Here is a 14,082-nt window from a genome sequence, read left to right on the forward strand (position 1 = left end):
TGCCGCAGCCAGTCCTGCCAGCGGGCAGCGACAGACCGGCGGGCTGGAGTGCTCAGCTCTCTGGCTCCAGAGTGCTGGTCAGCCCTTTGGCCCTGAGGGTTTCGCAGTAAAACTCCGCCGGTTCGAGATCGCAGACGATCACCAGGCCAACCCCGGTGTTGTGCGCTTCGAGCATCACAGCCATGGCGTCCTGCTCGCTCAGCTGCGGCACCACCTGCTGCAGGGTCGTCACCACGTATTCCATGGTGTTGACCGGGTCATTGTGGAGAAGCACTTTGTAGCGGGGCGAGCGCTTGCGCACCCGTTCGCTCTGCTTCTCGATCACGGCGGCGCCGCCGGGGCTGGGGCTGGAGGTGTTCACCACCATGACCAAGGATCTCGGCTCTGGGCAATGTAAAACCGACACGGTCACAGACGACGAATGCGCGCCATCGCTTCGTCCACATTGGCGCGGCTGTTGAAGGCGGAGAGTCGGAAATAACCCTCACCGGCGGCGCCGAAGCCGCTGCCAGGGGTACCCACCACATGAGCTTTGTTGAGCAGGTGGTCGAAGAAGCCCCAGGAGTCCTTCCCAGCCGGGGTTTTCAGCCAGACGTAGGGAGCATGTTCACCGCCATGCACCTCGATGCCTGCAGCACTCAGTTCCCGGCGAATGATCGCGGCGTTCTCCATGTAGAAGCTCACCAGTGCCTTGATCTCTTGTTGGCCCTGGTCGGAGTACACCGCTTCAGCACCACGCTGGATGATGTAGCTGACGCCGTTGAACTTGGTGCTCTGACGGCGGTTCCAAAGGCCCCAAAGCTCCACTTCGGAGCCGTCATCGGCCTTGCCTTTCAATCCCTTCGGCACCACGGTGAAGGCGCAGCGGGTTCCGGTGAAGCCGGCGTTCTTCGAGAAGGAGCGGAATTCGATGGCGCAGTCACGGGCGCCTTCGATCTCGTAGATCGAATGGGGGAGTTCAGGGTCCTGGATGAAGGCCTCATAGGCCGCATCGAACAGGATCAGGGAACCATGGGCGCGGGCATAGTCGACCCAGGCCTTGAGCTGAGCCCTGGTGGCCACCGCCCCAGTGGGGTTGTTGGGGAAGCACAGATAGATCAGATCCACTGGCTCGCTAGGGATCTGAGCTGTAAAGCCATTGTCGGCACTGATCGGCAGGTAGGTCAGTCCGCCGTAGCGGCCGTTGTCACCGGCCTCTCCGGTGCGGCCCGCCATCACGTTGCTGTCGACATAGACGGGGTACACCGGGTCGGTGACGGCGATGTGATTGCCGCTGCCGAGGATGTCGAGGATGTTGCTGCTGTCGCACTTGGAGCCATCGGAGACAAAGATTTCCTCAGCGCTGATCGCACAGCCGCGCGCTTGGAAATCGTGCTTGGCAATCGCTTCGCGCAGCCAGCCATAGCCCTGCTCCGGGCCATAGCCATGGAATCCCGCGTTGGTTCCCATTGCATCGATGGCGGCCTTCATTGCCTCCCGGCAAGCAAGGGGCAGAGGCTCGGTCACATCGCCGATCCCCAGGCGGATCAGGGCCGCCTCAGGGTTTGCCTCGCTGAAGGCCTTCACCCGACGAGCGATTTCCGGAAACAGGTAGCCGGCCTTGAGTTTGAGGTAATTGCTGTTGACCAGAACCACGGGAAAACGAAGCACGTTGCTGGGGGGCATCCTGCTACGCGGCCGGGAGCTTTGGAGGGATCCCTCCATACGATGCGAGAAGTGCCCCGGTGGCCATGACCGTTGCGACGCCATCACCCAGTGCCGGATCCGACCACGCGTCGGAGGCCTGGCCGCCGGTTCCTTTCGAGAGCCTGGTGAACGAAGGGATCAATCGCCCCGCTCGCTACATCGGTCATGAACTCGGTGTGGAGCGGCGTGACTGGTTGGCTGCCAGGGTGCGCTGGGCGCTCACGTATCCCGAGATCTATGAAGTGGGCTCGAGCAATCTCGGCCACATCATTCTCTATTCGATTCTCAACGCCGTTCCGGGGCAGCTCTGCGACCGTGCCTACTTGCCAGCCGCCGATCTGGCCACGCGTCTGCGTGAGCTGAAGCAGCCTTTGTTCGCTGTGGAGAGTCGACGACCTCTCCCCGCCTTCGACATCCTTGGCTTCAGCCTCAGCTATGAGCTCGGCGCCACCAACATCCTCGAGATGCTGGATCTTGCGGGCATTCCCCTCCGTGCCGCCGATCGGGGCGATTGGCCTCTGAATGCTCCCGAGGCGATGCCACTGATTTTTGCCGGTGGCCCCACCGCCACCAGTAATCCCGAGCCTTACAGCCCCTTTTTTGACTTCATCGCCCTGGGGGACGGGGAGGAGTTGCTACCTGAGATCGGTCTTGTGGTGGCGGAGGCCAAGGATGCCGGCCTGACTCGCTCAGCTCTGCTGAGGGACCTGGCTCAGGTTCCAGGGGTCTATGTGCCCTCGCTTTATGCCCCAGCGACCGACGGGGTCACCCTCGAACCCATCCACCCGGAGCTGCCCCGCAGGCTGTTGCGGCGGGTCGCTACCCCCATGCCCCACTACGCCATGGGCTTGGTGCCCCACGTGGAAACGGTCCACGACCGGCTGACCGTTGAGATCCGGCGCGGGTGCACCCGTGGGTGTCGCTTCTGTCAGCCCGGCATGCTGACGCGTCCAGCCCGTGATGTGGAACCGGAAGCGGTCATCGAGGCCGTGGAGACCGGCATGAAAACGACGGGCTACAGCGACTTCTCTCTGCTGTCGCTGAGTTGTAGTGATTATCTGGCGCTTCCGGCGGTTGGGGTCGAGTTGCGCAACCGACTGGCCGATCGGAACGTCACCCTGCAGCTCCCGAGCCAGCGGGTGGACCGTTTTGATCAGAACATTGCTCACATCCTGGGCGGCGGCCGTCAAGCCGGCTTGACCTTCGCGCCGGAAGCCGGCACCCAGCGCCTGCGCGACATCGTCAACAAGGGACTGACTGACGACGACCTGCTGAATGGCATCCGCACCGCCATGGAGAACGGCTATCGCAAGGTGAAGCTGTATTTCATGATCGGTCTGCCGGGTGAGACCGACGCCGATGTGCTCGGCATCGCCGACACCTGCGTGATGCTTCAGCAGCGCTGCCGCGATCTGGGCCGCCTGAATCTCAACATCACGATCAGCAATTTCACCCCGAAGCCGCACACGCCCTTCCAGTGGCACAGCGTTTCCACAGCTGAATTTCAGCGCCGCCAGCAGCTGTTGCGGGATGCCTTCCGGCAACTGCGGGGCCTGAAGGTGAACTTCACCGACGTGCGCCTGTCGGCGATGGAAGATTTCGTGGGTCGCAGTGACCGCCGCCTGGCGCCGGTGATTGAAGCCGCCTGGCGTGCCGGTGCCGGAATGGATGCCTGGTTTGAGTCGCTCGACCGCACCTACGAGGCCTGGACCGGGGCGATCGCGGCCGCGGGATTGGAGGGGCGCTACCGGGAGATGGAGGTGGGCAGTTGGAGTGCGGTCACGGCCCTCAGTCGCGATGACCTGGAGGCGTTCTGCCGCCAGCCGCTGCCCTGGGATCACATCGATACAGGGATTGATAAGGCCTGGCTTGCGGAGGACTTGCAGCGGGCTCTGGCGGCGGCGGTGGTTCCTGACTGCTCTTTCGAGGGCTGCAGCAGTTGCGGCGTCTGTGGTCCGGATCTGGGCCACAACGTGGTGGTCCCGCCACCGCCCGTGCCGACCCAGCAGCCCTCCGTGCCACCCCCCAGCGCCCGGGTCTGTCGCCTGCGTTTCCGCTTCAGCAAAACCGGCGCCATGGCGCTCCTGAGCCATCTCGATGTGGTGCGGATGCTGGAGCGGGCCCTGCGGCGCAGCGGTTTGCCGGTGAGTTACACCGGCGGCTTTCACCCCCTGCCACGACTGCAACTCGCCCTCGCGTTGCCCCTTGGCGTCGAGGCTCACGGCGAGTGGATGGACCTCGAATTTCTCGAATCCGTTGATCCAGAAGCGGTCCTGGCGGCCTGGCAGCCCACGCTTCCTGAGGGATTCCGGCTGCTTTCAGCCGAGGAGGTCCCCGTGTCCGAGCCCAGCCTGTCCCAGCGGCTGGAGGCCGCCGAGTGGCGGTTCTGGCTCAAGGTCGTGGAGGGTGAGAGACCAGAGCCATCGCATTGGCAAGAGGCCATTGCTGCCTTGATGGCACGCACGGAACTGCTTTGGCATGACACGGATAAAAAGGGCCGTCCTCGGGTGCGCGACTGCCGACCCTGCCTGCAGGATCTCCAGCTCAGCCAAGCCCATGGTGATGGCGTCAGGCTGAACCTTTCGGCAGCCATCGATCCCCAAGGCCGCAGTCTCAAGCCCGCGCAGATTCAGTCCTGGTTGGGGGATGCACTGGGCTGCTCTCTGCAGCTGCAGCATGTGGAACGCGTTGCACTTCGCCTGCAGGACGTGATCAAGCCAGTGCTAAATTGATCCCAAGTCAACACCCCCTGAGCACTGCGCTACGGGATTGACCCGGTCTTCTCGCTCCCAGATCCTGAGGAAACGGAGGCCTGTTGCCTCAGCTCCATGCGTCCTGATTCACGTCGTCTGTGAGCTCCATAGGAGTTAATCCTCCGCCCTCTTCTTGAACGGCCCAGGCCGAACACGTTGTTTCCGTGCAGTGGACCGGCAGGTCTCTGATCGGATTTACGCCCTAAGGGGCGCTCTCTGACCTTCTCCATGCCCCAACAAATTGTCATCGCCGAGCAGCTGCGGATCGCCGCAGTGCTCACCGATGAGCGCGTTGATGAACTGATCGTTGCGCAGGGTCGATATCAGATCGGTGATGTCTATCTCGGGACCGTGGAAAACGTGCTGCCTGGGATTGATGCAGCCTTCGTCAACATCGGTGAAAGCGAAAAGAACGGCTTCATTCATGTCACTGATCTCGGCCCCCTGCGCCTGAAGAAAGGGGCCGCCGGCATCACCGAACTGCTGGAGCCCCGTCAGCGTGTGCTCGTGCAGGTGATGAAGGAACCGACGGGCACCAAAGGGCCACGCCTCACTGGAAATCTGGCTCTTCCTGGTCGTTACCTGGTGCTCCAACCCAGCGGCCAGGGGGTGAACATCTCCCGCCGGATTGGTTCAGAGGGTGAGCGCAATCGCCTGCGTGCCTTGGGCGTTCTTGTCAAACCGCCTGGAGCTGGTCTGCTGATCCGCACCGAGGCGGAGGGGGTGAGCGAAGAGCTTTTGATCGATGACCTCGAATCGCTGCTTCGCCAGTGGGAGGCCATTCAACGGGCGGCAGAAACGGCCACTCCTCCGGTGCTTCTCAACCGTGATGAGGACTTTATTCACCGCATCCTGCGCGATCACACCGGTCCGGATCTCAGCCGGGTGGTGGTGGATGACCCCGCCGCGGTGGAACGGGTTACGGGTTTCCTCGGTGAGGAGGGTGCTGCCGTTCAGGTCGATGCCCATCCTGAGCCAGCTGAGCTGCTTGAGCATTTCAAGGTCAATGCCGCCATCCGCGATGCCCTCAAGCCCCGGGTGGATCTCCCTTCCGGGGGTTACGTGATCATCGAGCCCACTGAGGCGCTCACGGTCATCGATGTCAATTCGGGCTCCTTCACCCGATCGGCCAATGCTCGGGAGACCGTCCTGTGGACCAACTGTGAGGCGGCCGTCGAAATTGCCCGCCAGTTGAAGCTGCGCAACATCGGTGGGGTGATCATCGTCGACTTCATCGACATGGACTCCCGCCGCGATCAGCTGCAGTTGCTCGAATATTTCACTGCGGCCATTCGTGATGATGCGGCTCGTCCGCAGATTGCACAGCTCACTGAGCTTGGTCTGGTGGAACTCACCCGCAAGCGGCAGGGGCAAAACATCTACGAGTTGTTCGGCCGCGCCTGCCCAAGCTGTGGTGGTCTGGGGCATGTGGCCGTGCTGCCCGGTAAGGACCTGCTCCAGCCCCTAGCCACCGCGACCGGTTTGGTGCGATCGGCCGCTTCTGCCCGCGCTGAAGTGGCGCCTCCCTCTGAATCCAGTGGTGGCCGCCGCCGCCGAGGCGGCAGAGGGCGAAGTGCCGCCGCTGTGATCAGCGACGACACCGATGCCAGCCTGGCGGTGGATGCCGACGTGAGCGAAGCGGTGGCGGCTCCTGAGACGGCGGCCCGTCGTCAGGACCCTGAGCTGTTGGCTGTGCCGATGACCGAGCAGCAGGAGGAGGTCTATGGCTGGCTTGGCCTAAGTCCGGCTCTCCTGCTTGAGGAACCCCCGGAAAGCGACAACCTGCTGGTGCGGGTGGTGCGTCCTGGCGAAGACGCCGACGCAGTGCTGGAGGAAGCTCGTCAGCAACTGGCGGCTTCCAGTGGTCGTCGTCGCCGTCGCGGCAGTCGCGGGGGTAGTCGTGGCGGAGGCCGATCCACGGCTGCTTCAGACGACAACGGCAGCTCGGACGCAGTGGCCGAGACCTCAACCCAAGCCGATTCTGCGCCGCTGTTGGTTGAGATCACGCCCCTGGAGATCACCCCATTTGAGCCGGTGGCTGTGGTTGCGGCAGAGCCCCCCGCAGAGGCCCAGGCTGAGCCTGTGCCGGTGGCAGCCGGTTCCGATGGCTCCGACGATGATCAAGAACCACGCCGCCGCCGCCGCCGTTCCTCGGCCGCCAGCGCGGACTGAAGCACGCCGCATGAGCCGATGACTGACTGGGTCGCCGGTGTCGATGAAGTCGGGCGAGGCTGTCTCTTCGGCCCTGTGTTCGCCGCAGCTGTGGTGCTTGATGAAGACGCCGCTCATGGACTTCTTGCTCAGGGGTTGACCGACAGCAAGGCCTTGACCCCTCGGCGTCGAGCACGCTTGGTGCCTCTGATCGAAACGGTCGCTGCAGCCTGGGGACTCGGTCAGGCCTCAGCACGGGAGATTGATGCGATCGGAATCCGCGGCGCCACCGAGCAGGCCATGCTTCGGGCGCTGCAGCGGCTGCCCCAGCAGCCCGCTCTAGTGCTGGTGGATGGGGTGCTTCCCCTTCGGCCCTGGCCCCATCCACAGCAGACGATTGTGCGGGGGGATAGCCAATGCGCAGCGATTGCTGCGGCCAGCGTGCTGGCCAAGGAGGCCCGTGATGCGTTGATCCGCCGGCTCGCGCAACGGTTCCCTGGTTATGGGCTGGACTCCCATGCCGGTTACGGCACAGCACGGCACCGACAGGCACTCATGGCTGAAGGTCCGACGCCTTTGCATCGCCGGAGTTTTCTGCGCACTATCCCTTGGCCTGAGGAGGTTGTCCCTGCCTCAGGCGGGTTCTGAACTCTCACACCAGCGCTCGAAATCGCTCACCAGTTGACGTCCGACCCTGCCCTTGATGGTCAAGAGGATGCCGTTGAGGATCGATTCGCCGGTGCTTTCGAGCACCCTGCGGGGGATCAGTCGAAGCAACGGGGGCTGGCTCACTTCTACCCCCAGGGTGGCTAAACCCTCCAAGCCGGAGCTACGCGCTTCGAGGACCGCTTCGAGGGTGAGCTGAAAGTCATCCACGAGCCCCAGCCCCTCAAGGTTGGCGTCAAGCGCGCGCATGGTCAGTCGATTGTCCTGATGGGTCACCTCCAGGCAGACCACAGGTTTCACCTGCAGTTGGAACACCTGCAGGGTCGTGACGGTGTATTGGTATCGGCCTGGGGCCAGCAGGCTGAGCTGGCTCGGATCCAGAAGGGCCTTCACCACCCGATCCTCTTCTTGCAGATAGGCCGGCAGCGCATCCGCCCGATGGTTCACCGTGAGGTTCAAGTGCTGGCTGGCGCTGAAGGCCAGGGGCATGAGCGGACGCTGACGCGCCATGATCCTATCGAGTGTTTGCAGGGCGATTGATGACCACGCGCGTGGCTTTCCTCGGGCCGCAGGGAACCTACGGCGAGCGAGCGGCCCGCGCCATGGTGGAGCTCGAGGCTCTGGATCCGGTGGAGTTGCTGCCCTGCCCGGGGTTGCGTTCCGTCGTCGATCACGTCGCGGATGGTCGCTGCGAGGCGGCGGTGGTGCCCGTGGAGAATTCCGTGGAAGGTGGAGTGACCACGAGTCTCGATGCACTCTGGGCCCATCCGGATCTCTGCATCCGGCGTGCTCTGGTGTTACCAATCCGGCATGCGCTGCTCAGCAGCGGTCGTCTTGATCAGGTGTCTGAGGTGCTGTCGCACCCCCAGGCTTTGGCTCAGTGCAGCGGTTGGCTGGCGCGTCATCTTCCCAATGCCCTTCAGCTACCCACCAGCTCCACCGCAGAAGCGGCCCGCATGGTGCGGGGCAGTCAGTTCCGCGCGGCGATTGCGAGTCGTTCCCTGGCAGAGGAGGGAGTGTTGGAGTCACTTGCTTATCCGATTAACGATGCCAGCGGAAACTGCACCCGATTCCTGCTGCTGCAGCGTGGCGAGCGGCGCTTGGAGGGAGATGTCGCCAGCCTTGCCTTCTCTCTGCACCGCAATGCACCAGGTGCCTTGCTGGAGGCCCTCACTGCGGTAGCAACGCTTGGGCTGAACATGAGCAGGATCGAGTCGCGCCCCTCAAAACGGGAGCTTGGGGAATATGTGTTCTTCATGGATGTGGAGCTTCCTGCAGAGCAGGGAGGAGAGGTGCTCCGCCAACTCACTGAACTTCTGACCCCTCTTTGTGAGCACCTGGCTCAGTTCGGCGCTTACCCCAGTTCGGAGTTGGCTGCGGATTGACCCCCACTGGGGCTGATTCTGAAGACGCCGAACTGCATCAAACCAGTGGCGAAGGCCCAGTGCATGAGCAGCAGGGTGGGAGTTTCGCGGAGGCCTTGGAGGATTGCCCTGGGGCCAAGGCTGAGAACGGCCCAGGGTCTGCGCAGCCCCTCTCCAATGGAGTCGATCCAGGAGGGCAGTGTTGCCCGGGTCCAGTCATCCGTCTCCAAGACGCCCCTTTGATGGGGGCTGGCGGCGATGTTGCTGGCAAAACCTTTGATGCTGGCGAATTCGGGATGGGCCCACTGGGTGAGCAGCTGATGCATCACACGCTTCTCCACGCCATTCATCTCGCCATCTGATGGATCGCGGCGGTTCCAGTCCGCGACCGCCAGCACGCCGCCCTGGCGGAGTACCCGCAGGAGTTCGTCGGCATAGCGCTGCTTGTCGGGCATGTGGGGGCCGGCTTCAACACTCCAGACAGCATCGAACTGTTGATCGGCGAGTTGAAGATCGAGGGCGTCCATCACTGCGAATTGGCAGTGGATGCCTTCAGGGGTCAGGGCTGTGGCACGGGCCACCTGGGCTGGGCTGATGCTGATACCCAGCACCTCAAAGCCGTAGTCGCGGGCAAGGATCCTGGCGCTGCCACCGATGCCGCAGCCCACATCCAGGATGCGAGAACCAGGTGGCAGTTGGTCGAGTCCGCTCCAGTGCACCAGGGCGTGCACAAAGTCTGCCTTGGCGGCACGGAAATCCCGCCGCCGCGGTGGATCGCCGTAGTAGCCGAGGTGCACATGGTCACCCCAGAGATTTTCAAGCAGGCGATCGTCGGTCCAGGCGTCGTAGGCGGCCGCGACGCTGGCGCTGGAGTGATAAGCGCGATTGCGGCGGGTCCAGAGGCTGAAAGTAATTGCTCCGACGCCAATGGCAAGGACGGCGGCCAGGCCCAGGGCTGTAGCGCTCAGCATTCCTCGGTGTTCGCGAGGGTGTCACGTAAGACCGTGCGAGCTGCCAGCTGGCGACGGGTTTCATCGAGCATGGCGTATTCCTGTTCAAGGCGTTCGCGGGTGCTGGTGAGTTCCAGCAGTTCCTGCTGTTGATCAGCAACAGGGCCTCCCAGATGGGCTCCGATCCAGAATGAGAGTTCCCTAGGGAGATCGGGTAAGTCGTCAGGCAGGGAGGCGGGTGAACCGGTCAGCTTGCCGGTGAGTTCAACAACGTCACGCAGGGCCTGATCGACCGATTGGGTGAGGGTTTCGAGCGCATCGGGAGATTCGAGCGGCTCATCTTCGATCCAGCTCACAAGTGCTGTGCGGTAAGGCGCCTCCCGCACCACATCAAGCACTCTGAAGCGCTGCTGACCGAGGGTCACAATGTTGCTTCGACCATCCTCGCCGGTTTGATGCTGCAGAACTTCGGCGCAGCAGCCAACTGGGGCCACGGTTTGATTCTGAGGATCCCAGCGGATCACTCCGAAGCGACGATCATCTTCAAGAACGCTGCGGAGCATCATCCGATAGCGCGACTCGAAGATGTGCAGAGGGAGCACTTCCCTTGGAAACAGAACAACATCCGGCAGGGGGAACAGGGGTAATTCCCTGACGGACAGGTCAGCCACGCAGCACGATCTCAGTGGGATAAATCCTAGGCAGCTGACCGCTGGGGCGGGTGCGCCTCAGAGCTTCACTTCGATGTCAACTCCGCTTGGCAAATCAAGCTTCATCAGGGCGTCGATTGTTTTTGCCGAGGGGCTGTAGATATCGATAATCCGACGGTGGGTGCGTGTTTCGAAATGCTCCCGTGAATCCTTGTCAACGTGGGGAGAACGCAGGACGCAGTAGATCTTGCGCTTGGTGGGAAGAGGAATGGGACCGATGGCAGTTGCTGCCGTGTTGTCGGCCGTTTCAATGATCTTGTCGCAGGAGAGATCCAGCATGCGGCGATCAAACGCCTTGAGGCGAATGCGGATCTTCTGCTGAGCGATTGCGGTGGACATGGAATGCGCAGAGGAAGCCCCCGAGGGGATCGGAGACGGTGAATTGTCGAGGTTCGATTTAAAAAGTGTAGGGGATGGCCCGGCCGCGGCCGAACCATCCCCTGACGATCATCGCTTGATGATCACTCGATGATCTTGGAGACCACGCCAGCACCGATGGTGCGGCCGCCTTCGCGGATAGCGAAGCGCATGCCCTGCTCGATGGCCACGGGGCAGATCAGCTCACCGGTCATCTTGATGTTGTCGCCGGGCATCACCATCTCGACGTTGGAGCCATCTTCCGCGGTGAAGGCGGTGATCTGGCCGGTCACGTCGGTGGTACGGATATAGAACTGCGGGCGGTAGCCAGCGAAGAAGGGGGTGTGACGGCCGCCTTCTTCCTTCTTCAGCACGTACACCTGACCCTCAAACTTGGTGTGAGGGGTGATGGAGCCGGGCTTCACGAGCACCATGCCGCGCTCGATGTCTTCCTTCTGGATGCCGCGAAGCAGGAGGCCGACGTTGTCGCCAGCCATGCCCTGATCGAGCAGCTTGCGGAACATCTCCACACCGGTAACGGTGGTCTTGCGGGTGTCTTTGATGCCGACGATTTCGATTTCTTCGCCGACTTTGACGATGCCGCGCTCAATACGGCCGGTGGCCACGGTGCCACGACCGGTGATGGAGAACACGTCTTCGACGGCCATCAGGAAGGGCTTGTCGATTTCGCGCTCGGGCTCGGGGATGTTTTCATCGACGGCCTTCATCAGCTCTTCGACCTTGGCTTCCCACTCGGCATCGCCTTCGAGGGCCTTCAGGCCGGAGACCTGCACCACGGGGATATCGTCGCCAGGGAAGTCGTAGCTGGAGAGCAATTCGCGGATCTCCAGTTCCACCAGTTCGATGATCTCCTCATCATCGACCATGTCGCACTTGTTGAGTGCAACCACCAGAGCGGGCACGCCCACCTGCTTGGCCAGCAGGATGTGCTCCTTGGTTTGGGCCATGGGGCCGTCGGTGGCGGCACACACGAGGATGGCGCCGTCCATCTGAGCGGCACCGGTGATCATGTTCTTCACGTAGTCCGCGTGACCGGGGCAGTCAACGTGGGCGTAGTGACGGGAATCGGTTTCGTACTCAACGTGGGCGGTGTTGATGGTGATACCGCGCTCGCGCTCCTCGGGAGCACCGTCAATCTGGTCATAGGCCTGAGCCTTGGCTTGACCCTTCTTGGCGAGCACATTGGTGATCGCAGCGGTGAGGGTGGTTTTGCCGTGGTCAACGTGGCCAATGGTGCCGATGTTGACGTGGGGCTTGTTCCTTTCGAACTTCTCGCGAGCCATTTTTTTAAAAGAATCGGGGGTGGATTTAGGGGAGGGTAGAGATCAGGAATTGCCCTGATTCTTGGAGATGATGGCTTCAGCGACGTTGCGAGGAACATCCTCGTAGTGGCTGAATTCCATCGAGAAGATACCCCGACCCTGGGTCATGGATCGGAGCTCGGTGGCGTAGCCGAACATCTCGGCCAAAGGCACCTTGGCCGAGACCTTTGACGTGCCATCGTCAATGGCCTGACCTTCCACCTGTCCTCGACGGGAAGACAGGTCACCGATGATCGAGCCGAGGAAATCCTCGGGAACCTCGACCTCGACCTTCATCATCGGTTCAAGAAGTACAGGATTGCACTTCTTGACCGCATCCTTGAAGGCCATGGAGCCGGCGATTTTGAACGCCATTTCTGACGAGTCCACGTCATGGTACGACCCGTCAACCATGCTGACTTTGATGTCGATCATCGGGTATCCAGCAATCACGCCGGATTCACAGGTCTCCTTCATGCCCATCTCTGAGGGCTTGATGAATTCCTTGGGAACAACACCACCAACAATTTTGTTGACGAATTCAAATCCGGATTCGGGCTCGCCCGGCTCCATTTCAATCACCACGTGGCCGTATTGGCCCTTGCCACCGGTCTGACGGGAGAACTTCCCTTCACCCTTGGCTGAGCCACGGATGGTTTCGCGGTAGGACACCTGAGGGGCGCCGATATTGGCCTCCACCTTGAATTCGCGCAGCATGCGATCCACCAGGATCTCCAGGTGCAATTCGCCCATGCCGGCGATCACGGTCTGACCGGTTTCGGCGTCCGTGTTGACCCGGAAGGTGGGATCTTCCTCTGCCAGAGACACAAGAGCCTTGGAGAGTTTCTCCATGTCTCCTTTTGTCTTCGGCTCCACAGCCACGGAGATCACCGGTTCAGGGACGAACAGGGTCTCAAGAACGATGGGATCTTCGGAAGAGCAAAGGGTGTCACCGGTGGTGGTGGCTTTCAGGCCTAGAACCGCTCCCAGGTCGCCAGCGCGCAGTTCATCAACCTCTTCCCGGTCGTCCGCCTTGAGCACCACCAAACGGGAGATGCGCTCTTTCTCGCCCTTGGTGGAGTTGAGCACATAGCTGCCCTTTTCCAGGACGCCGGAATACATGCGCACGAAGGTGAGCTTTCCGTAGGGGTCAGCCATCACCTTGAAGGCCAGGGCGCTGAAGGGAGCCTTGTCGTCGGAGGGACGCACGGCTTCCTTGCCATCGGGGAGCACACCCTGAATCGGGGGCACATCCACGGGGGCGGGCAGGTAGTCAACAACGGCATCAAGAACCAGCTGCACACCTTTGTTCTTGAAGGCGGAGCCGCAGAGCATCGGAACGAGACCGTGCTTCAGGACGCCATCACGGATGCCCTTCTTGAGCTCTTCATCGCTGAGCTCGCCAGTTTCCAGGAACTTCTCGATCAGGGCTTCGTCGGTTTCGGCAACCGCCTCCATCAAGACCGTGCGCCACTCGGCTGCCTGATCGGCCATGTCGGCAGGAATGTCGGTGACTTCGATGTCCTTACCGAGATCGTCCTTATAGATGTGAGCCTTGTTGGCCACGAGGTCGATGATGCCGCTGAGATCGCCCTCGGCACCAATCGGCAGCTGGATCGGCACGGCGTTGGCCTTGAGGCGATCCTTGATTTGGCCATGCACCTTGAGGAAATCGGCGCCGGTGCGGTCCATCTTGTTGACGAATACCATCCGGGGCACGGAGTAGCGGTCGGCTTGGCGCCAAACAGTCTCCGACTGAGGCTGAACGCCACCCACGGCGCAGAACACAGCGATCACACCGTCGAGAACCCGCATGGAACGTTCCACCTCGATGGTGAAATCCACGTGGCCGGGGGTGTCAATGATGTTGATCCGATGGTCATTCCAGCTGGTGGAAATGGCCGCAGCGGTGATGGTGATTCCACGTTCACGCTCCTGGGCCATCCAGTCGGTGACAGCGGCGCCGTCATGCACCTCACCGATCTTGTGCACCACACCTGAATAGAACAGGATTCGTTCGGTGGTGGTGGTTTTACCAGCGTCAATATGAGCGGCAATACCGATATTTCTGACGCGTTCCAGGGGAAAGGCGCGAGCCACAGGAAACTCCGGGGTGGGGCGTT

General features: G+C 61.9%; 12 protein-coding genes. 4 read left to right on the forward strand and 8 right to left on the reverse strand.

The window, feature by feature from the left end; all coding sequences use genetic code 11:
- Nucleotides 1-52 precede the first annotated feature (52 nt).
- Nucleotides 53-367, reverse strand: coding sequence for an ATP-dependent Clp protease adapter ClpS (gene clpS / locus H0O21_RS05810; protein WP_185190716.1), 315 nt, complete (start codon nucleotides 365-367; stop codon nucleotides 53-55).
- A gap of 41 nt (nucleotides 368-408) precedes the next feature.
- Nucleotides 409-1,635: an LL-diaminopimelate aminotransferase gene (locus H0O21_RS05815; RefSeq protein ID WP_185190902.1), complete on the reverse strand. Its 1,227-nt coding sequence runs from the start codon at nucleotides 1,633-1,635 to the stop codon at nucleotides 409-411.
- 95 nt (nucleotides 1,636-1,730) lie between these two features.
- On the opposite strand from H0O21_RS05815, the gene H0O21_RS05820 reads away from it, so the two are divergent.
- From H0O21_RS05820 to H0O21_RS05830, 3 genes are all read left to right on the forward strand, one after another.
- On the forward strand, nucleotides 1,731-4,418 hold the full coding sequence (locus H0O21_RS05820; protein ID WP_185190903.1) for a TIGR03960 family B12-binding radical SAM protein: 2,688 nt from the start codon (nucleotides 1,731-1,733) through the stop codon (nucleotides 4,416-4,418).
- A gap of 249 nt (nucleotides 4,419-4,667) precedes the next feature.
- Complete coding sequence (locus H0O21_RS05825) at nucleotides 4,668-6,611, forward strand: Rne/Rng family ribonuclease (RefSeq protein ID WP_185190717.1); 1,944 nt, start codon at nucleotides 4,668-4,670, stop codon at nucleotides 6,609-6,611.
- An 18-nt stretch (nucleotides 6,612-6,629) separates the two neighbouring features.
- On the forward strand, nucleotides 6,630-7,238 hold the full coding sequence (locus tag H0O21_RS05830) for a ribonuclease HII (protein WP_185190718.1): 609 nt from the start codon (nucleotides 6,630-6,632) through the stop codon (nucleotides 7,236-7,238).
- Here H0O21_RS05830 and H0O21_RS05835 read toward each other — a convergent pair.
- A complete protein-coding gene (locus H0O21_RS05835; protein ID WP_255441161.1) occupies nucleotides 7,224-7,766 on the reverse strand; it encodes a DUF1997 domain-containing protein in 543 nt (180 codons plus the stop codon). The two genes, H0O21_RS05830 and H0O21_RS05835, sit on opposite strands and share 15 nt — an antisense overlap.
- Nucleotides 7,767-7,795: 29 nt before the next feature.
- Between H0O21_RS05835 and pheA the strand changes: the two genes are divergently transcribed.
- Nucleotides 7,796-8,641 (forward strand): prephenate dehydratase, encoded by an 846-nt coding sequence (gene pheA, locus H0O21_RS05840; RefSeq protein ID WP_131454769.1) that lies wholly within the window; start codon nucleotides 7,796-7,798, stop codon nucleotides 8,639-8,641.
- Here the strand turns inward: pheA and H0O21_RS05845 are convergent.
- From H0O21_RS05845 to fusA, 5 genes are all read right to left on the reverse strand, one after another.
- Nucleotides 8,611-9,591, reverse strand: coding sequence for a methyltransferase domain-containing protein (locus tag H0O21_RS05845; RefSeq protein WP_185190719.1), 981 nt, complete (start codon nucleotides 9,589-9,591; stop codon nucleotides 8,611-8,613). The genes pheA and H0O21_RS05845 overlap by 31 nt on opposite strands.
- A complete protein-coding gene (locus H0O21_RS05850; RefSeq protein WP_131454767.1) occupies nucleotides 9,585-10,241 on the reverse strand; it encodes an LON peptidase substrate-binding domain-containing protein in 657 nt (218 codons plus the stop codon). The genes H0O21_RS05845 and H0O21_RS05850 overlap by 7 nt, the downstream gene beginning before the upstream one ends.
- A gap of 57 nt (nucleotides 10,242-10,298) precedes the next feature.
- Nucleotides 10,299-10,619, reverse strand: a complete 321-nt coding sequence (gene rpsJ / locus H0O21_RS05855) for a 30S ribosomal protein S10 (RefSeq protein ID WP_006042265.1) — start codon at nucleotides 10,617-10,619, stop codon at nucleotides 10,299-10,301.
- A gap of 122 nt (nucleotides 10,620-10,741) precedes the next feature.
- Nucleotides 10,742-11,941 (reverse strand): elongation factor Tu, encoded by a 1,200-nt coding sequence (tuf, locus tag H0O21_RS05860; RefSeq protein WP_131454766.1) that lies wholly within the window; start codon nucleotides 11,939-11,941, stop codon nucleotides 10,742-10,744.
- Nucleotides 11,942-11,983: 42 nt separating this feature from the next.
- Entirely contained in the window at nucleotides 11,984-14,059 is a 2,076-nt protein-coding gene (gene fusA / locus H0O21_RS05865) for an elongation factor G (RefSeq protein WP_131454765.1), read from the reverse strand.
- Nucleotides 14,060-14,082 lie beyond the last annotated feature (23 nt).

Origin of the sequence: Synechococcus sp. HK01-R (assembly GCF_014217855.1) — a bacterium.
GTDB lineage: Bacteria > Cyanobacteriota > Cyanobacteriia > PCC-6307 > Cyanobiaceae > Synechococcus_C.

What these genes read in the sequence shown, in the direction of transcription:
- clpS (WP_185190716.1), bottom strand. Translation starts at nt 367, where the DNA reads ATGGTGGTGAACACCTCCAGCCCCAGCCCCGGCGGCGCCGCCGTGATC.
- H0O21_RS05845 (WP_185190719.1), bottom strand. Translation starts at nt 9,591, where the DNA reads ATGCTGAGCGCTACAGCCCTGGGCCTGGCCGCCGTCCTTGCCATTGGC.
- pheA (WP_131454769.1), top strand. Translation starts at nt 7,796, where the DNA reads ATGACCACGCGCGTGGCTTTCCTCGGGCCGCAGGGAACCTACGGCGAG.
- H0O21_RS05825 (WP_185190717.1), top strand. Translation starts at nt 4,668, where the DNA reads ATGCCCCAACAAATTGTCATCGCCGAGCAGCTGCGGATCGCCGCAGTG.
- H0O21_RS05820 (WP_185190903.1), top strand. Translation starts at nt 1,731, where the DNA reads ATGACCGTTGCGACGCCATCACCCAGTGCCGGATCCGACCACGCGTCG.
- H0O21_RS05830 (WP_185190718.1), top strand. Translation starts at nt 6,630, where the DNA reads ATGACTGACTGGGTCGCCGGTGTCGATGAAGTCGGGCGAGGCTGTCTC.
- H0O21_RS05835 (WP_255441161.1), bottom strand. Translation starts at nt 7,766, where the DNA reads ATGGCGCGTCAGCGTCCGCTCATGCCCCTGGCCTTCAGCGCCAGCCAG.
- rpsJ (WP_006042265.1), bottom strand. Translation starts at nt 10,619, where the DNA reads ATGTCCACCGCAATCGCTCAGCAGAAGATCCGCATTCGCCTCAAGGCG.
- tuf (WP_131454766.1), bottom strand. Translation starts at nt 11,941, where the DNA reads ATGGCTCGCGAGAAGTTCGAAAGGAACAAGCCCCACGTCAACATCGGC.